The organism is Roseateles saccharophilus (assembly GCF_031458095.1).
GTDB classification, from domain to species: Bacteria; Pseudomonadota; Gammaproteobacteria; order Burkholderiales; family Burkholderiaceae_C; genus Pelomonas; species Pelomonas saccharophila_A.
The window spans coordinates 133,447-151,677 of the sequence record NZ_JAVDXU010000002.1; the positions used below are offsets into that span (position 1 = coordinate 133,447).

At 69.6% G+C, this 18,231-nt stretch carries 16 protein-coding genes; 10 read left to right on the forward strand and 6 right to left on the reverse strand.

Features of this window, described 5'->3' with window-relative positions:
• Window positions 1–7 precede the first annotated feature (7 nt).
• The 9 genes from J2X20_RS13200 to J2X20_RS13240 all read left to right on the forward strand — a co-directional run bounded on the left by J2X20_RS13200 (window position 8) and on the right by J2X20_RS13240 (window position 9,913).
• Window positions 8–793, forward strand: a complete 786-nt coding sequence (locus J2X20_RS13200; protein WP_310265441.1) for an enoyl-CoA hydratase/isomerase family protein — start codon at window positions 8–10, stop codon at window positions 791–793.
• Window positions 790–1,401 carry a DUF4126 domain-containing protein gene (locus J2X20_RS13205; protein ID WP_310265444.1) on the forward strand — a complete coding sequence of 204 codons (612 nt, stop codon included), beginning with the start codon at window positions 790–792 and terminating at the stop codon, window positions 1,399–1,401. Before J2X20_RS13200 ends, J2X20_RS13205 begins: the two co-directional genes overlap by 4 nt.
• On the forward strand, window positions 1,398–2,687 hold the full coding sequence (gene bioA / locus J2X20_RS13210; RefSeq protein ID WP_310265446.1) for an adenosylmethionine--8-amino-7-oxononanoate transaminase: 1,290 nt from the start codon (window positions 1,398–1,400) through the stop codon (window positions 2,685–2,687). The genes J2X20_RS13205 and bioA overlap by 4 nt, the downstream gene beginning before the upstream one ends.
• Window positions 2,674–3,888 (forward strand): aminotransferase class I/II-fold pyridoxal phosphate-dependent enzyme, encoded by a 1,215-nt coding sequence (locus tag J2X20_RS13215; protein ID WP_310265447.1) that lies wholly within the window; start codon window positions 2,674–2,676, stop codon window positions 3,886–3,888. Before bioA ends, J2X20_RS13215 begins: the two co-directional genes overlap by 14 nt.
• Window positions 3,885–4,595: a dethiobiotin synthase gene (bioD, locus tag J2X20_RS13220; protein ID WP_310265448.1), complete on the forward strand. Its 711-nt coding sequence runs from the start codon at window positions 3,885–3,887 to the stop codon at window positions 4,593–4,595. The genes J2X20_RS13215 and bioD overlap by 4 nt, the downstream gene beginning before the upstream one ends.
• Window positions 4,592–5,632 carry a biotin synthase BioB gene (gene bioB / locus J2X20_RS13225; RefSeq protein WP_310265450.1) on the forward strand — a complete coding sequence of 347 codons (1,041 nt, stop codon included), beginning with the start codon at window positions 4,592–4,594 and terminating at the stop codon, window positions 5,630–5,632. The genes bioD and bioB overlap by 4 nt, the downstream gene beginning before the upstream one ends.
• Window positions 5,633–5,721: 89 nt before the next feature.
• Window positions 5,722–7,704 (forward strand): acetyl/propionyl/methylcrotonyl-CoA carboxylase subunit alpha, encoded by a 1,983-nt coding sequence (locus J2X20_RS13230; protein ID WP_310265452.1) that lies wholly within the window; start codon window positions 5,722–5,724, stop codon window positions 7,702–7,704.
• Window positions 7,705–7,706: 2 nt separating this feature from the next.
• The gene (locus J2X20_RS13235) at window positions 7,707–8,615 is read left to right on the forward strand and encodes a hydroxymethylglutaryl-CoA lyase (RefSeq protein ID WP_310265453.1); all 909 of its coding nucleotides are present in this window, start codon (window positions 7,707–7,709) and stop codon (window positions 8,613–8,615) included.
• 170 nt (window positions 8,616–8,785) lie between these two features.
• Window positions 8,786–9,913, forward strand: a complete 1,128-nt coding sequence (locus tag J2X20_RS13240) for an HD-GYP domain-containing protein (protein ID WP_310265455.1) — start codon at window positions 8,786–8,788, stop codon at window positions 9,911–9,913.
• Window positions 9,914–10,216: 303 nt separating this feature from the next.
• Here J2X20_RS13240 and J2X20_RS13245 read toward each other — a convergent pair whose 3' ends face one another.
• The 4 genes from J2X20_RS13245 to J2X20_RS13260 form a co-directional block, all read right to left on the reverse strand.
• Window positions 10,217–10,642 (reverse strand): nuclear transport factor 2 family protein, encoded by a 426-nt coding sequence (locus J2X20_RS13245; RefSeq protein WP_310265457.1) that lies wholly within the window; start codon window positions 10,640–10,642, stop codon window positions 10,217–10,219.
• Window positions 10,643–10,713: 71 nt separating this feature from the next.
• Entirely contained in the window at window positions 10,714–12,969 is a 2,256-nt protein-coding gene (locus tag J2X20_RS13250; RefSeq protein WP_310265459.1) for a M56 family metallopeptidase, read from the reverse strand.
• Complete coding sequence (locus J2X20_RS13255) at window positions 12,966–13,367, reverse strand: BlaI/MecI/CopY family transcriptional regulator (RefSeq protein ID WP_310265460.1); 402 nt, start codon at window positions 13,365–13,367, stop codon at window positions 12,966–12,968. The genes J2X20_RS13250 and J2X20_RS13255 overlap by 4 nt, the downstream gene beginning before the upstream one ends.
• A 76-nt stretch (window positions 13,368–13,443) precedes the next feature.
• Window positions 13,444–13,911 carry a VOC family protein gene (locus J2X20_RS13260; protein WP_310265463.1) on the reverse strand — a complete coding sequence of 156 codons (468 nt, stop codon included), beginning with the start codon at window positions 13,909–13,911 and terminating at the stop codon, window positions 13,444–13,446.
• A gap of 64 nt (window positions 13,912–13,975) precedes the next feature.
• On the opposite strand from J2X20_RS13260, the gene J2X20_RS13265 reads away from it, so the two are divergent.
• Complete coding sequence (locus J2X20_RS13265; RefSeq protein ID WP_310265464.1) at window positions 13,976–14,434, forward strand: YciI family protein; 459 nt, start codon at window positions 13,976–13,978, stop codon at window positions 14,432–14,434.
• A 47-nt stretch (window positions 14,435–14,481) separates the two neighbouring features.
• On the opposite strand, the gene J2X20_RS13270 is transcribed toward J2X20_RS13265, so the two are convergent.
• Both J2X20_RS13270 and J2X20_RS13275 read right to left on the reverse strand, forming a co-directional pair.
• On the reverse strand, window positions 14,482–15,699 hold the full coding sequence (locus tag J2X20_RS13270; protein ID WP_310265465.1) for a 6-phosphofructokinase: 1,218 nt from the start codon (window positions 15,697–15,699) through the stop codon (window positions 14,482–14,484).
• 294 nt (window positions 15,700–15,993) lie between these two features.
• On the reverse strand, window positions 15,994–18,207 hold the full coding sequence (locus tag J2X20_RS13275) for a putative bifunctional diguanylate cyclase/phosphodiesterase (protein ID WP_310265467.1): 2,214 nt from the start codon (window positions 18,205–18,207) through the stop codon (window positions 15,994–15,996).
• Between the last annotated feature and the right edge of the window lie 24 nt (window positions 18,208–18,231).

Genomic DNA, 18,231 nt, shown 5'->3' on the forward strand with positions numbered 1-18,231 from the left:
TACCGCCATGAGCACCTGCCTGACCATCACGACCCAGGGCCATGTCGCCCGCGTCACGCTGAACCGCCCCGAGGTCCGCAACGCCTTCAACGAGGTGCTGATCCAGGAGCTGACCGCGGCCTTCACCGAGCTGGGCGAGCGCGACGACTTGCGCGCCATCGTGCTTGCGGCCGAAGGCAAGGCCTTCTGCGCCGGCGCCGACCTGAACTGGATGAAGGCCATGGCCGGCTACAGCTGGGACGAGAACCATGCCGACGCCACCCGGCTGGCCGACATGCTGTGGGCGATCTACAGCTGCCCGGTGCCGGTCATCGCGCGTGTGCAGGGCGATGTCTATGCCGGCGGCGTGGGCCTGGTGTCCTGTGCCGACGTCGTCGTGGCCGTGGACACGGCCGGCTTCTGCCTCAGCGAGGCCAAGCTGGGCCTGCTGCCGGCCACCATCGGCCCTTATGTCGTCAAGGCCCTGGGCGAGCAGGCGTCGCGGCGCTACTTCGTGACGGCGGAGCGTTTCCCGGCCGATGAGGCCAGGCGCCTGGGCCTGGTGCACGAAGTCGTTGCGGCCGAGGCGCTGGACGCCAAGGTCGACGAACTCGTCGCCGCCATCACGGCCAACGGCCCGGCTGCTGCGCGCGCCTGCAAGCGGCTCGTCAAGGACGTGGCCAGCCGCGAGATCACGCCCGGGCTGCGCGACAGCACCGCCCGCCGCATCGCCGACATCCGGGCCAGCGCCGAAGGGCGTGAGGGCGTTCAGAGCTTTTTGAACAAGGCCAAGCCGAGCTGGCTGGTGGGATGAAACTCGACGCCCTCCAACTGCTCGCCCTGGCCGCCGCACTCGGCTGGGCCAGCGGCCTGCGCCTGTACCTGACGGTGCTGCTGGTCGGCATCGCCGGGCATTGGGGCTGGATTGCATTGCCGCCGGGCCTGCAGGTGCTGGCCTCGCCGCTGGTCATGAGCGCCGCCGCGGTGCTGGCCCTGATCGAGTTCCTGGCCGACAAGATCCCCCTCGTCGACAGCGCCTGGGATGCCCTGCACACGTTGATCCGCATCCCCGCCGGCGCCGCCCTGGTGGCCGGCATGGTGAGCGGCTGGGCGGGCGACCATGGCCAGGCCTGGGGCATCGTGGCCGCGCTGCTGGGTGGCGGCCTGGCCGCGACGGCGCATGCCGCCAAGGCCAGCACGCGCGCGGCGGCCAACACCTCGCCGGAGCCCTTCTCCAATATCGGCCTGTCGCTGCTCGGCGACGTGGCCGTGCCCGCCATGCTGTGGCTGGCCTGGGCCCATCCCCTTGTCTTCTTCCCGCTGCTGGCCCTGGCGCTGGCCGTCATGGGCACGCTGATCTGGCTGTGCTTCAAATTCCTGCGCGCGCTGGTCCGGCGCTGGCGCGCACCGAGTCCCGCATGAGCAATTCCCAAGACCTCGCGGCCCGCAGCCGCGCCGCCGTCTGGCATCCCTGCACGCAGATGGCCCGCCTGGCCCAGGTGCCGCCCCTGCCCATCGCCCGCGGCGAAGGCCCCTGGCTGTTCGACACCGACGGCCGCCGCTATTTCGACGCCAATTCGTCCTGGTGGGTCAACCTCTTCGGCCACAGCGACAAGGGGTTGCACGACGCCATCAAGGCCCAGCTGGACACCCTGCCCCATGTGATGCTGGCCGGCTGCACCCACGAGCCCGCCGTGCGCCTGGCCGAGCGGCTGTCGGCTCGCACCGGCGGCGCCCTGGGCCATGCCTTCTTCGGCAGCGATGGCGCCAGCGCCGTCGAGATCGCACTGAAGCAGAGCTTCCATTCGTGGAAGAACCGTGGCCAGACCAACAAGCGCGAATTCGTCTGTCTCAAAAACAGCTATCACGGCGAGACGCTGGGGGCGCTGAGCGTGACCGATGTGCAGGTCTTCCGCGATGCCTACGACCCGCTGCTGATGCGGGCCCATATCGTCGCCTCGCCGGATGCCCGCCTCGCCAACGAGGCCGGGGCGCTGGAAGCGATGCGCACACTGCTGGCCGAGCGGCATGATTCGATCGCCTGCGTCATCGTCGAGCCGCTGATCCAGGGCGCCGCCGGCATGGTCATGTATTCGCCGGCCTATCTGAAGGGCCTGCGCGAGCTGACGCGCGAGTTCGGCGTCCACCTGATCGCCGACGAGATCGCCGTCGGCTGCGGCCGCACCGGCACCTTCTTCGCGTGGGAGCAGAGCGGCGCGGACTGGCCCGACTTCATTCTTCTCAGCAAAGGCATCACCGGCGGCACGCTGCCGCTGTCGCTGGTGCTGACGACCGAGGCGGTGTTTGGCGCGTTCTGGAGCGAGGACGTCACGCGCGGCTTCCTGCATTCCCACTCCTACACCGGCAACCCGCTGGCCTGCGCCGCGGCCAACGCGGTGCTGGACCGCTTCGATGCCGGCCAGCTCGAAGACAACCGGGCACAGGCTTCAGCGCTGACCCGCGCCTTCGCAGCCTTGGCCCCGCGTGTGAAACATCTGCGACAACGCGGCATGATCCTGGCCTTCGATGTGCCTGAAGCACCACCCCGCTTCGCTGAGCGCTTCCACCTCGCTGCGCGCGCACACGAACTGCTGATCCGACCGATCGGCTCGACCGTCTACCTGATGCCCCCTTACCTGATCGACGACGCGACCGCGGCCTGGCTGGCCGACGCCGTGTCGAAGACGCTGAACGATGTCCTTGCTTGATCACCTCAGCGCCAAGCTCTCGGCCATTGCCGCCCAGAGCCTGACGCGCAAATTGCGCACCGCCGACAGCGGCACCGCGCCCCGCCAGAGCATCAACGGCCGCGAGCTGCTGATGTTCTGCTCCAACGACTATCTCGGCCTGGCCGCGGAACCCGCCATCGCGCAGGCGATTGCCGAAGGCGCGCGCCTGTGGGGCGGTGGCTCGGGGGCTTCGCCGCTGGTCAGCGGCCACAGCGCCGCCCATGAGGCCGTCGCCGCCACGCTGGCCCGCTGGTATGCGCCGCATATCCCGCAGGCCCGCGCCATCGGCTTGTGCACCGGCTATATGGCCAACCTGGCCGTCGTCACGGCCCTGGGCGACGAGCACACGGAAGTCTTCTCGGAGCAGCTCAACCATGCCTCGCTGATCGACGCGGCGCGCCTGGCCAAGGCCAAGGTGACGCGCTACGGCCATGCCGACGTGGCCGGCCTGCGCGCCCTGCTCGCCGCCAGCACCGCCAAGGTCAAGCTCATCGTCACCGACGCCGTCTTCAGCATGGACGGCGACCTGGCGCCGCTGCCGGAACTGCTGAAGCTCGCCGAGGCGTTCGACGCCTGGCTCATCGTCGACGACGCCCACGGCTTCGGCGTGCTGGGTGAAAAGGGGCGCGGCTCGCTGGAGCACTTCGGCCTGCGCAGCGAGCGCCTCATCCTCGTCGGCACCCTGGGCAAGGCCGCGGGCCTGGCCGGCGCTTTTGTCGCGGCCCACGCCACCATCGTCGACTACCTGCTGCAGGCGGCGCGCAACTTCATCTTCTCGACCGCCTCGCCGCCCGCCATCGAGCATGCGCTGCTGGCCAGCTTCGAGCTCATCGAAGGCCCGCTGGGCGCCGCCCGCCGCGCCAACCTCGTCGCCTTGCAAGGCCGGCTGCGCGACGGCCTGCTGGCCCTCATCGACCACCATCCACGCCTGGGCTGGTCGCTGACCGACTCGGCCACGCCCATCCAGCCCCTCATCGTCGGCGGCAATGCCGAGGTCATGGCCCTGGCTGCCGCGCTGGAGAGCGCCGGCCTGCGCGTGCCCGGCATCCGCCCACCGACCGTGGCAGCGGGCACCGCTCGGCTGCGCATCACACTGTGCGGCACGCACACCGCCGCCGACGTCGACGCACTGCTGACTGCGCTGGAGCGCGCCGCCTCGGCCCAGGAGCAGGCGGCATGACGGGCATGACCCACATGAGAAGGGGCTTCTTCGTCACCGGTACCGACACCGAGATCGGCAAAACCGCCGTCACGGCCGGACTGGCTCATGCGCTCGCCCTGACCGGCCGGCGCGTGGCCGCGCTCAAGCCCATCTCGGCCGGGCAGGACTTCATCGACGGCCATTGGCTCAACGACGACGTCGAGCGCCTGCGCGCGGCCGGCAACCTGGGCCTGACGTCCGCAGAGGTCGGTGCGCTGCAGATGCGCACCGCCTGTGCGCCCCACATCGCGGCCCGCATCGAGAACGAGGCCATCGTCCGCGAGCCGGTGCTGCACGCGCTGCGCGCCGTGGCTTTCCGTGCCGACGTGACGCTGGTCGAGGGTGTGGGCGGTTTCCGCGTGCCGCTCAACGATGAATGGGACACCGCCGACCTCGCCGTCGACCTGGGCCTGCCCGTCATCCTCGTCGTCGGCCTGCGCCTGGGTTGCATCAACCACGCGCTGCTGACGGCCGAGGCCGTGCGCGCCCGCGGCCTGACGCTGGCCGCCTGGGTGGCCAACACGGTGGACGAGCGCCAGCCCCACGTCACCGACAATCTGCAAGCTCTGCAGCGCGGCCTGCAAGCCCCCTGCCTCGGCCATGTGCCCCGCCTGGCCCACGCCGACCACGCCACGATGGCCCGCCATCTGTCGCTCGAACCCCTGCTCGGACACCTTCCCGCATGAACCAGATCCAGACCCTCACCCCCACGACCGACACCGATCGCCGCCAGGCCACGCCCTGGACCGTCAAGGACGTCGTGGCGCTGTTCGACCTGCCCTTCAACGACCTGCTGTTCCGCGCGCAGCAGGTGCACCGCGAGCACTTCGATGCCAACGCCGTGCAGCTGTCCACACTGCTGTCCATCAAGACCGGCGGCTGCGAGGAGGACTGCGCCTACTGCCCGCAGTCGGCCCACTTCGACACCGGGCTGAAGGCCGAGAAGCTGATCCCGCTGCAGGAGGTCATGGAAGCGGCCCGCGCGGCCAAGGCCAATGGCGCGACACGCTTCTGTATGGGCGCCGCCTGGCGCTCGCCCAAGCCGCGCCACCTCGAGGCCATCGGCGAGATGATTTCCGAGGTCAAGGCCCTGGGCCTGGAGACTTGTTTGACGGCCGGCATGCTGGAAGACGGCCAGGCCGAACAGCTGAAAACTGCGGGCCTGGACTACTACAACCACAACCTCGACACCGCGCCCGAGTTCTACGGCCAGATCATCACGACGCGCACCTACCAGGACCGCCTGGACACGCTGGAGCGCGTGCGCCAGCAAGGGCTCAAGGTCTGCTCGGGCGGCATCGTCGGCATGGGCGAGACGCGCCGCCAGCGCGCCGGCCTCATCGTCCAGCTGGCCAACCTCGACCCCTACCCCGAAAGCGTGCCCATCAACAACCTCGTGCAGGTCGAAGGCACGCCGCTGGCCGGCACCGCGCCGCTGGATCCGCTGGAGTTCATCCGCACGATTGCCGTCGCCCGCATCACCATGCCGCGCGCCATGGTGCGCCTGTCGGCCGGCCGCGAAGAGATGCCCGAGACCATGCAGGCCCTGTGCTTCCTGGCCGGCGCCAATTCCATGTTCTATGGCGACAAACTGCTGACGACGAGCAACCCGCAGGCCGAGAAGGACCGTGCCTTGCTGGAGCGCCTGGGCATGCGCTGCTCGACCGAGGCCGAGCTGACGCCGTCCGAGGCGGCGGCCAAGGTGCAGGTCTGCACGCACTGAGTTCTGCGACAACCGCGCGCCAAGGGCCATCGACCCGCGGCGCGCCCCGATCCTGAATCCACAAGAAGACGGCTGAGGAGACGAAAGAGATGTTCAAGAAAATTTTGATTGCCAACCGCGGCGAGATCGCGTGCCGAGTGGCTGCGACTGCCCGTCGCCTCGGCATCCAGACGGTGGCCGTCTACTCCGAAGCCGACGCCGACGCCCAGCACGTCAAGGCCTGCGACGAAGCCATCCTCATCGGCGGCCCGGCGCCGCGCGACTCCTATCTGCAGTGGGAGCGCATCCTCGCCGCGGCCAAGGCCACCGGCGCGCAAGCCGTCCACCCCGGCTATGGCTTTCTGTCGGAGAACGAGGCCTTTGCCCAGGCCTGCGCCGATGCCGGCGTCGCCTTCATCGGCCCGCCCCCCAGCGCCATCCTGGCCATGGGCCTGAAGGCCGAGTCCAAGCGCTTGATGGAGGCCGCCCAGGTGCCGTTGGTGCCCGGCTATCACGGCGCCGACCAGGACCCAGCCCTGCTGAAGAAGGAAGCCGACCGCATCGGCTATCCCGTGCTGATCAAGGCCAGCGCCGGCGGTGGTGGCAAGGGCATGCGGGCCGTCTACAGCGCCGACGAGTTCGACGCCGCCCTGGCCTCGTGCAAGCGCGAAGCCATCAACAGCTTCGGCGACGACGCGGTGCTGATCGAACGCTATGTGCAAAAGCCCCGCCACATCGAGATCCAGGTCTTCGGCGATTCGCACGGCGACTGCGTCTACCTGTTCGAGCGCGACTGCTCGGTGCAGCGCCGCCACCAGAAGGTGCTGGAGGAAGCCCCCGCCCCCGGCATGACGCCCGAGCGCCGGGCCCAGATGGGCGAGGCGGCCGTGGCCGCCGCCAAGGCCGTGGGCTATGTCGGCGCCGGCACCGTCGAGTTCATCGCCGAGCAGGATGGCCGCTTCTACTTCATGGAGATGAACACGCGGCTGCAGGTCGAGCACCCGGTGACGGAAGCCATCACCGGCCAGGACCTGGTGGAGTGGCAGCTGCGCGTCGCCTCGGGCGAGCCGCTGCCGCTCAAGCAATCGGAGCTGCGCATGCACGGCCATGCCATCGAGGCCCGCATCTGCGCCGAGAACCCGGACGGCGGCTTCCTGCCCGCGACTGGCAGGCTGGACGTGGCGCGCTGGCCCGCTCATGTGGCGTTCGAGCGCGGCAATGTCCGCATCGACGCCGGCGTGCGCGAGGGCGATGCCATCAGCCCCTATTACGACTCGATGATCGCCAAGCTTATCGTCTGGGGCGAAGACCGCGCCCAGGCGCTGGCGCGGCTGGACCTGGCGCTGCGCGACACCCACATCGTCGGCCTTCACACCAATGTCGCCTTCCTGCGCCGCTGCGCGGCCACCCAGTCGTTTGCAGGCGCCGATCTCGACACCGGCCTGATCGAGCGCGAGAAGGCCGTGCTCTTCGACCAGCCCGGCCTGCCGCTGCGCGTCAGCGCCGCCGCCGTCGTCGCCCACACGCTGGCCGTGGAAGGCGCGACGCAAGGCAGCGACCCGTGGAGCGCCCGCGACGGCTTCCGCCTGTTCGGCTCGGCCACGCGCCGCTTCGACCTCGAAGCCGGCGGCACCCATCACGAGGTGCTGCTGTCCCGCCATCACCGCGGCGGCATGACGCTGACGGTCGAAGGCGAAGTCATCGAGTTCGCCGTGCAGTCGGTCGACACCGAGACGCACGAACTCTTCCTCGGCACGGATCGCATCCGCGTGAAGACCTATGCCCAGGGCGAACGCGTCGCCGTCTTCGCTCCGACCGGTTCGGCCGTGCTGACCGAGGTCGACGTCATCGCCCACGCCGGCGACGGCCCGACCGAGGGCGGGCGCCTGACCGCGCCCATGCCCGGCAAGCTGGTGGCCTTCCTGGCCAAGGCCGGCGACACCGTCACCAAGGGCCAGCCCCTGGCCGTCATGGAGGCCATGAAGATGGAGCACACCATCTCCTCGCCGCGCGACGGCAAGGTGGCCGAGCTGCTGTTCGCCGTGGGTGACCAGGTTGGCGACGGCGCCGAGCTGCTGAAGCTGGAGGCATGACCATGGCCCTGCCCACCCACGTCAAGATCCTCGATGTCGGCCCGCGCGACGGGCTGCAGAACGAGAAGGAGAACGTCGCCACCGAGCACAAGGCGACGCTGGTCGCCATGCTGCAGGACGCGGGGCTCAAGGAGATCGAGGTCACCAGCTTCGTGTCTCCGAAGTGGGTGCCGCAGATGGGCGACAACGCGGCCGTGATGGCCGCCATCGCGCGCAAGCCGGGTGTGCGCTACTCGGTCCTGGTGCCCAACACCAAGGGCCTGGAGCCGGCGCTGGCGACCCAGCCCGACGAGATCCTGGTCTTCACCGCGGCCAGCGAGGCCTTCACGCAGAAGAACATCAACTGCTCCATCGCCGAAAGCCTGGAGCGCTTCGCGCCCGTCATCGCAGGCGCGCATGCGGCCGGCATCAAGGTGCGCGCGGCCCTGTCCTGCTCGCTGGGCTGTCCCTACGAGGGCGAGATCACCGCGACCCAAGTCGAGCGTGTCGTGAAGCCGCTGCGCGAGCTGGGCGTGGACGCCATCGACATCGCCGACACCATCGGCGTCGGCACGCCGCGCAAGGTGCAGGCCGCGATGGAGAGGGCGCTCAAGCACTTCCCGCTCGCCGAGGTCTCGGGCCATTTCCATGACACCTATGGCCAGGCCCTGACCAATATCTACGCCAGCATGGAGCTGGGCGTACACAGCTTCCACGCCAGCGTGGCGGGCCTGGGCGGCTGCCCCTATGCCAAGGGCGCGACGGGCAATGTGGCGACGGAAGACGTCGTCTTCATGCTGAATGGCCTCGACATCACGACGGGCATCGATCTCGACAAACTGGTCGACGCCGGCGCCTTCATCTCCGGCGTGCTGGGCCGCCCGCCGGTGTCGCGGGTGGCCCGCGCCGTCCTCGCCAAGCGCGCCGGCTGAAAAATTTCATTCGATTGCAACGGATCTGACGTGTCGGTTGTCACAACTGACTGCCCAAAAAACTTGCACAAGGCCTGCCGAGCCCGGCTGTAATCCGCCCCGTCACAAAAACAAGGACGTTGGGTTGGCCGGGGCGCATTGGAGACGATGCGGGCCACTCGCGGTAGGCCATGAACTTTCAGCCTCTGAGTCTGCACAAGACCCGCTTCCAGGCGGGCAAGCCCACGCCCTACGGCATCTTCGATGTCAGCGGGCGCCTGCTGCTGGCGCGTGGGCACCAGTTCGAGAGCAGCGAGCAGCTGGAGAAGCTGATCGAGCGCGAAGCGACGGTGGATGTGCGCGAGTTCGACGACCCGGCGCGCAAGATTGCCAACGCGCGGCGCGACCAGTTGCCCGCGTACTGGGATGAAAGCATGGGTGAAGTGGGGCGACTGCTGCGCGCCAGCCCGACCAGCGACTTCACGCAGTCGCTCGACCAAGCCTCCAAGCCGCTGCTAGCCCTCATCGAGCGCGACCCCGACCTGGCCATCCTGCAGGCCGTGCGCACCGAGGCGGTCGATGGCGGTCCGACGTCCTACGCCAGCCGCCACGCCGTGCACACGGCCACTGCAGCCTGCCTGGCGGCCACGCGGCTGGGCTGGTCGGCGCAGCAGCGCCAATGCGTGCTGCGCACCGCGCTGACGATGAACATCGCCATGGCCGAACTGCAGAACAAGCTGGTGACCCAGGTGTCGCCCGTCACGCCGCTGCAACGCGCCGAGATCGAGTCCCATCCCGAGCGCAGCGCCGCCATGCTGGAGATGGCCGGTGTGACGGACAGCGACTGGCTGGAGGCCGTGCGCCAGCATCACGAGGAGCACGACGGCAGCGGTTATCCGCGGCGGCCGGTCAAGATCAACGAAGTGGCCCAGCTCATCCACAGCGCCGACTGCTTCACCGCCAAGCTCAGCCCGCGCCTGAAGCGCCCGCCCATGCTGGCGGACGCCGCGGCGCGGCTGCAATACCAGTGCGCCAAGGGCGATGCGCTGACCGCGGCCCTCATCAAGGAGTTCGGCCTGTATCCACCGGGCTGCACGGTGCGCCTGAAGTCGGGCGAGGTCGGCATGGTGATGAAGCGCGGCGACAGCGCCAACACGCCGCTGGTGGCCGTGCTGACGGACCGCCAGGGCCATCTGCGCATCGACCCCGCCAGGCGCGACACGGCCAAGGCGGAGTTCGGCATTGCCGCCGTGGTACCGCTGGCGGGGCTGAAAGTCCGCGTCGGCCTGGAAAAACTCATCCAAGCCGTACCCGACTGACGCATTGCGGGCCGAGCGCTGGGCCTGCCATGGGCCAGAGGCCCATGGCCTTCCGTAGGCACAACCAGTCCGCAGGGACTGCTTGTGTCCGACTCCAGTTCGCCGAGCCGGCCCGCCTTTGGCGATGTGCTTGCGGCTCAATGCCGCAAGCATCGCCGTCCCCTCGGGGGCTGAGGCCGGACACGGCAAGTCCTGTGGACTTGGCGTGCCTGCCGAAGAGCAGCCGCTCCGTCGGCTGCGCGGTCTGCAAGACCGATCAGACTTGCCGGCGTTCAGCCGAGCAAGGCTGGGCGAGGGGTCTCACTAAGCCCGCAACTCCCACAGCACATTGACGATGCGCCAGCGCCCGTCCTCCTGGGCCAGGTGCATGTAGTCGATCCAGCTCTCGGCATCGACGCGCACGCTGGCCGTGCGGCCGAAGATGTCGAGAATCTTCACGTCGGCGCGCTTGCCGGTCTCGGGCTTGCCGGCCCGCGCCCGCGTCGCCTGCACCAGCGTCATCGCGCCCATGGTCTGCAGCGAACTGCGGCCGTCGGGGCGGCGCGCGACGATGCGCTTGGCCAGCTCAGGATGCAGCGAGCGCTCCATGCGCGCCGCGTCGCCGGCATACCAGCCCTCGATGTAGTCGCGCGCGCAGGCCTCGATGGCGGCGGCCTCGGGTTCGGCGGCGGTCGCGGCGGTGGAGGCCGCGGCCAGGGCCGCGCTGCTCATGAAGATGCGTCGTTGCAAGATGGGCTCCGTTCAGGCTGGAACGGCGCGCAGCATCGCAGCAAGGGCCACGGCGCGGAAGTGACTTCCGTTCAGCTCAACCGATCCAGCGCATTCTCGATCTGCCCCCGCTCATGGTCGCCCATGCCGCGGCCGGCACGGCGCAGGCGTTCGATCAAGGCCGCGTCGACGGGCTTGGACTGGCCCAGCTTCTCGGCCACGCGCAGCAGCACTTGCAGGCGCTCGAAGCCGCCCTCCATGCTCTCGGCGCTGGCCAGCACCCGCTCCAGGCCGGCCGTGCCAAGACGGGGCCGGTCGAGCAGCTTGTTGAGCGCCTCGCGCCGCTCGAAGCCGCCACCGATGCCGCCCGCGGCGCGCGCATAGGCGTCGACGAGATCGGCCTCGTCGCCCTGCAGGCGCTGGACCACGGCACCCAGGGCCTCGCGCTTCTCGAAGTCGCCCTCGATATGCGTCGCCGCCTGCAGGGCCGCGGCGAGCACGGCGGGCTGGGGCGTGGCCGACACCTGGGCCTCGATGGCCGAGCGCAATTCAAAGTCACCGCCGATGTGGCCGACGGCCTGGCCCCAGGCCGCCAGCACGGCCGGGCTGGTGAGGAGACGGGGGGCCAGCGCAGCCAGGGCCTCGCGGCGCTCGAAGTCGCCATCGATGCCGGCCGCAGCAGCCAGCCAGGCCAGCTGCTGGGGCTCGGTGAGCGGCTGGCGCGCGATGGCGCTCAAGGCTTCACGGCGCTCGAACGCGCCCTGCAAACCTGCAGACGCGGTGATGAGGCGCTCCACGGCCCCCACGGGAAGCGCGCCGTCGAGCTTGAGTGCGGACTCGATGCGACGGCGGCGCTGGAAGTCCTCCCTGGCGCTCTCGATATCGGCCAGCACGGCGTCGATGCCGCCGCGGGCGAACAGTTTCCTGGCGCGCACCAGCGGGTCGGTCAGGCTCTCGGCCATGCGCTGCACGGCCTTGCCCCACCACTGCCGTCCTGCTTCGTCCAGCGGCCGGCTGTCGTTGCCGACGCGGTACTCGCGCTCGATGCGGCCCTCGCCCATGGACTTCAACACCATCTCGCGCGTCAGCCCGCCCTCGCGCTCCTTCACCGTCAGCGTGCCGGTCAGGGTCTGCACCTCGTCCTCGGCGTCGTTGAAGGCCACCTTGCCATCCAGCACCACCGCGAAACTGCCACCCGGATAGCGGCTGTAGATGCGCGTGCCGCGCACCGAGAAGGCCATGCTGTCGCCCAGGCCGCCGAAGTCCAGGCGCTCCAGCAGACTGCGCCCATCGGTGTGGCTGACGACAACGGCCGGCATGGCGACGAGGGCGACCAGGATGATGCCCACCAGGCCCCAGCGCACGCCGCGGCGCTCACGAGGCGTCTCGTCATCGCTCCTCAGCAAGCGGCGCACGCGGGCCAACAGCGGCGAGCCCGCGCTCGCCGCGCCGCAGGCCAGAGCCGGCCCGTGGCGGCCGCCCTGGGCCTTCAGGGCCTCGGCGCAGCGCAGCAGGCTTTGCGCCAGGGCCAGGCGCTGGCCCGAGGGCTGGGCCGCCGCGGCATCGCAGGCCAGCTCGGCCAGCAGGTCCAGGCGCTGCAGGGCGATGCGGTTCAGGGCCTGCGGCCACAGCAGAGCCTTGATGACGGCGGCCAACAGGCGCCAGGCCGGGTCGCGGCGGCGCAAATGGGCCAGCTCGTGGCCGAGCACGGCCCGGGCCTCGTCATCGGGCAGGTCCAGGCACCAGGCCGGCAGGCAGAGCACGCGCCCCGGCGCCAGCAAGGGGCTGGCCCAACCGGCGCGGGCGTGGCGCAGGGCCGGCAGCGGCACACGCATGTCGGCAGCCAGGTGCTCGGCCAGGCCATGCCAGCGGGCATCGGCCAGCTCCGGCAGGCGACACACGGCGCGGCGCAGCCAGGCCCATTGCAGGGCCAGGCCCAGCAGCATCAGCACGGCACCGGCCAGCCATGCCGCCACGAAGCCGACGGCGAGATCATGCGCCTTGGGCGCCAGCGAAGTGGCGATGGGCAGGGCGCCGAGCTGGGCGCTGGGTTGGGCAGCTGCAGGCGCCTCGACGACGAGGGGCCGCACATCAGTGGGCTGCGCCGCCACCTGCTGCGCGACGACCACGGGCCTTGCCGTGTCGGCCGGCGCGGTGGAGGCCGCGGGCAGCAGCGGCAGGCTGGCGCTGACGAGGCCGCCCAGCAGGGCCAGGCGCCACAGCGTCTCCTGCGTCGACGTGGCCATGCCGGCCAACCAGCCGGCACGCTCGGCCGCCCACAGGCCAGCGATCAACAGGCTGCTGTGCAGCAGATAGCTGCACAGCCAGGTCAGCAGCACATCGGTCATCGCGTCTCTCCCTTGCGTTGCTTCAGCAGCGTCTGCAGTTCGGCCAATTCCTTGGCGTCGACGCCGCGCGCATCCAGCAGGTGGCTCACCAGCGCACTGGCGCGGCCGGCGAACAGGCTGTCGACCAGGCTGCCCACCATGGAGCGCTGCACGTCGGCCTGGGTCACGAGGGGTTGGTAGAGCAGCGCCCGCCCCTCACGGCGGCTGGCCAGCAGGCCGCGCTTCTCGAGCCGGGTCAGCAGCGTGGCCACCGTCGTGTGCGCCAGGTCGCGCTCGCCGCGCAGGGCTTCGGCCACCTCGGCCGTGCTGGCCTCGCCGCGCGCCCACAGCACGCGCATCAGGCTGAGCTGCAGCTCGCTCAGCGACACGTCCCCACCGCTGCCGATGTCCTCGTCCATTTGCGATCTTCTACAGTTGTCGTACTACAAATGTAGAAGATTCGATTGCAGGGGCGCAAGTGTCTTTTGGCAGGGGTCAGGGCGGCGGTGGATGACCCGCCGGATTACGCAGCCGCTGGCTGAACCACCACAGATGGCCGTCGGGATCGACGCAGCCATAGCTGCGGTCGGTCCAATAGTCGGCGCCGTAGTCGTTGTTGGTCAGCTCGAAGGTGATGCGCGCGCCGGCGGCGCGGGCCTGGGCGCAATGGGCGTCGACGTCGTCCACATAGAGGAAGAGGCTCTGGGTGTTGGCGCCGCCGGCGGCCTTGGGCGAACGCAGCGGCGCACCGAAGCGCACCTCGCGCTCGACACTGCCCTCGGCCACCATCAGGATGGCCTCGCCATAGCGCAGCTCGCTGTGCATGACGCTGCCGTCGGGCGCGTCGACGACGAGCTCGACCTCGAAGCCAAAGGCCTTCTGGTACCAGTCGATGGCTTCGCGGGCGTTCTCGCAATAGATGGCCGACGACAGTCGCGGCCAGCCGGGTGGGGTGGGTTTCATCGCGGTCTCGCGGGAGCTGGGGTGCGGTTCAATCCTCGCATCGCGACTGCCACGCCACCACACCATGAAGCGAACTGCTGCCGCCTGCGCCCTCGCCCTGCTGGCCGCCCTGCCCGTCCAGGCCCAGGAAGCCCCGGCCACCTATGACGCCGCCAAGGCCCAGGCCTGGGGCGCCAACGACCAGGGCTTGCGGTCCTACACCTTCGTGCTGCTGAAGACCGGTCCCAAGAAGATGCCCGATGGGCCCGAGCGCGATGCGATGTTCAAGGGTCATTTCGCCAACATGGAGCGCCTGGCCAAGGAGGGCCTGCTCGTCTATGCCGGTCCGCTGGACGGCCAGAACGGCCTGCGCGGCCTCTTCATCTTCGCCACCAAGGACCTGGAGGTGGCCCGCAAGGCCGTCGACAGCGACCCCGTCATCGTCAACGGCGAGATGGTGGCCGACATCCACCGCCACTTCGGCTCGGCCGCCCTGCTGTCGGTCAACGAGTGGCACCCCAAGCTGATCAAGCCCAAGCCCTAGGGAGGGGGCGGGCCCGCGCCGCTGCCAGCGCCCTCCGCTACGCTTGCTCAGCCCTTCTTCAGCACCTTGGCCACCCGGTTCGGCCTCAGCCGGAACGCGTCCGGCATGCCGGAGCCCAGCAGCGGCCGCAGGTAGAGGCGGAAGGCATCGGTCACGTCGGTGCCGCTGGCGGTGATGAACTCGTCCTCCATCGTGCGCGTCTTGCCCGCCACGGCGGCCAGTGGCAGCAGTTCGTAGTCGACCGAGTAGTAGCCGACGCGCTTGATGGCGACCGAGCCATCGCGGTCCCCATGGAAGGCGTATTGCACGGCCTTCTCGCCGACCTCTCTAGCTTCGCGCTGGTCGACGTCAGACACGCAGCCGAGGAAGCTGCGCTGCAGGTAGCCGAAGGTGTCGCCACGCACGCGCTTGATGCCGAGCTTGGCCTTGATCTCCTCGCACAGCAGGTCGGCCAGGGCGCCGGTGCCACTGAGCTGCACATTGCCATGGGCGTCGCGCTCCAGATCGCCCGCCAGCTTGGACAGCATGGGGGCGCCCGAAGCATCGTGGATGCCCTCGCTGACGGCGATGACGCAGCGGCCGAAGCGTTCCTGGGTCGCCTTGACGTCGTGCAGGAACTGCTGGATGTCGAAGCTGCGCTCGGGCAGGTAGATGAGATGGGGGCCGTCGTCGTCGAACTTCTTGCCCAGGGCCGCGGCGGCGGTCAGGAAGCCGGCGTGGCGGCCCATGACAACGCCGACGTAGACGCCCGGCAGGGCCGAGTTGTCGAGATTGGCGCCGGCAAAGGCCTGGGCCACGAAGCGCGCCGCCGACGCATAGCCGGGCGTGTGGTCGTTGCCGACCAGGTCGTTGTCGATGGTCTTGGGGATGTGGATGCAGCGCAGCGGGTAGTTCGCCGCCTGGGCTTCCTCGGACACGATGCGCACCGTGTCCGACGAGTCATTGCCGCCGATGTAGAAGAAGTGGGTGATGCCGTGGGCCTGCAGCACCGTGAAGATCTCGCGGCAGTAGGCGGCATCGGGCTTGTCGCGCGTGGAGCCCAGGGCCGAGGCCGGGGTGCTGGCCACCAGCTCGAGGTTGTGGCTGGTCTCCTGCAGCAGGTCGACGAAGTCCTCGTTGACGATGCCGCGTACGCCATGGCGCGCGCCGTAGACGGCCGCCACGCCGGCCTGTCGCCGCGCTTCGAGCACGACGCCGACGAGGCTCTGGTTGATGACGGCGGTGGGGCCGCCGCCTTGGGCGACGAGGATCTTCGCGAGACTCATGAACGCTCCTGGGCTGTCGTCAATCGACGGCGCGAAGTTTAGGGGCCCGCGAGGTTCATGCAGCTTTCAAGTTGGTGTTCCGGGCCGAGCGCTGGGCCGCTCCCGAGCCGGCCCGCCTGGCGATGTGCTCGCGGCTCGACGCCGCGGGCATCGCCGTCCCCTCGGGGGCTGAGGCCGGACACGGCAAGTCCTGTGGACTTGGCGTGCCTGCCGAAGAGCAGCCGCTCTGTCGGCTGCGCGGTCTGCAAGACCGACTGGGCTTGCCGCGTTCAGCAGGCAAGACCAGGCGAGGGGCTACTTCCGCATCCAGATCTCAAGTTGGTCGGCCGGCATGGGCTTGGCGAACAGCCAGCCCTGGCCCTCATGGCAGCCCAGGCCGATCAGGTACTGGCGCTGCTCCTCGGTCTCGATGCCCTCGGCGATGACGGTCAGGCCCAGGCCGCGGCCCAGGTTGATGACCATCTGGGCGATGGTCGAGCCGGCGGACGAGGCCTGGGCCTCCTGCACGAAGGCGCGGTCGATCTTGAGGCGGTCCACCTGCAGCTGGCGCAGCTGGCTCAAGCTGGAGAAGCCGGTACCGAAGTCGTCGATGGCGACACTGAAGCCGAGCTGCTTGATGTCGGCCAGCACGCGCAGCACCAGGTCGGCATCCTCCATGGCCATGGACTCGGTGATCTCGAGTTCGATGTTCTGGCCGTTGACGCCGCAGTCGGCGAGGGCCCGGCCCAGCATGTCGATGAAGCCGGGATGGCGGAACTGGGCCATGGACACGTTGACGGCCATGCGGAAGTCGGCGTGGCCCAGCGCCTGCATCTTCTTCAGCTGGGCGCAGGACGTGCGCATGACGAACTCGCCGATGGGGATGATGAGTCCGCTCTGCTCGGCCAGCGGGATGAACTGGTCGGGCGGGATGAAGCGCCCATCGTTCGTCTTCCAGCGCAGCAGAGCCTCGGCGCCGATGACGCGACCCGTCTCCAGCGCCACCTGAGGCTGGTAGACGACGAAGAGCTGGTTCTCCTCGAAACCGGTGCGCAGGCCCTTGAGCAGCTTGAAGCGCTCGCGGGCATCGCTGCCCATGGCGGCGGAGAAATATTGGGATGAGCCGCGCTGCTGCTGCTTGGCGCGCTTGAGCGCGATCTGGGCGTCGAGCAGCAGCTCGGAGCCGACGGCCGTGGATTCGCCCAGGCGCACCAGGCCGGTCGTGGCCGACAGCTGCAGGCGTTCGCCGGCGACGACGAAGGGGTCGGCGAAGACGGCGCTGACCGTCTCGGGGCAGACCTTGGCATGCTCGCCGAGCACGCCGAAGGTGTCGGCGCCGACGCGGGCCATGGCCGTGTTCAGCCCCAGCATCTCGCTCATGCGGTGCACGACGGCCTGCAGCACCTGGTCGCCGAAATGGTGGCCGAAGGCGTCGTTGATGTCCGAGAAGTCGTCGATGTCGATCAGCGCGAGCGTGACGCCGGACGGGTCCTTCAGGTTCTTGTCGAGCAGTTCGACGAAGCGGTTGCGGTTGGGCAGTCGCAGCAGCGGGTCGTTGTAGGCCTGGTCCAGCAGCTGGCTGTACAGCACCACGTTCTCGAAGCCGACGGCGATGTTGGAGCAGAAGGCCTTGAGCAGCTGCTGGTCGAGCTCGTCGAGCTCGCGGCCGACATCGACCAACGCGGCCATTGCGCGGCCCTGGCCCATGCCAAAGTACAGCACCGTGCCGTCGTCGTAGAGGTTGCGCTCTTCCTGCAGGCAGCGCTCCAGGCGGTCGCGTACGGTGGCGATCTTGACCTGGGCCAGTGGGCGGTCGATGAGGCCGCTGTACTGGCCGGCGGCCGCGACGATGCGGACTTCGTCGCCGGTCTCGCCGCCGACCTGGGCGCAGACCAGCCCCTCGGGCAGGATGCCCAGCAGGGCGCAGAGCTGGGTGACGACGCCCTCGGCAAAGCGTGACAGGCCGCGCATGCGCGACAGCGAGGTGCTGCTGTCGACGATCATCTCCAGGCCGCGGCGGTTGGCTTCCAGCGCGCAGATCTGGCGGTAGGAGCGCACGGCCGCGGTCAGCACCGTGTACAGCCGTGTGCGGGTCAGCTCCGACTTGGTCTTGTAGTCGTTGATGTCATAGGCCTGCACCGTCTCGATCTCGGGCGCATAGCCAGGCTGGCCGGTGCGCAGCACGATGCGCAGCGCGTTCAGGCGCAGCTCGTCGCGGATATGGCGCACCAGCTGCAGGCCGGCGTCCTCGCTCTCCATGACGACGTCCAGCAGCACGACGGCAAGGTCGTCCTCGCTGGCGAGCAGCTGGCGGGCCTGGGCCGCGGAGGAGGCGTGCAGGAAGACGAGGGGCTGGCCTTCGACGGTCAGGCCCTGCATGGCCAGCTCGGTGGCCTTGTGGACGTCGCCGTCGTCGTCGACGATGAGGATGCGCCAGGGCCGGTCGTGCGGGCGGTGATCTGCTTCGGCATGCTCGGGTTCATCGAGCAGCTCGAGCAGGTCGTCGTCAACAGCGGGCGTGTCTTGCATGGGGGGCGAGGGCTCCGGGCGCGG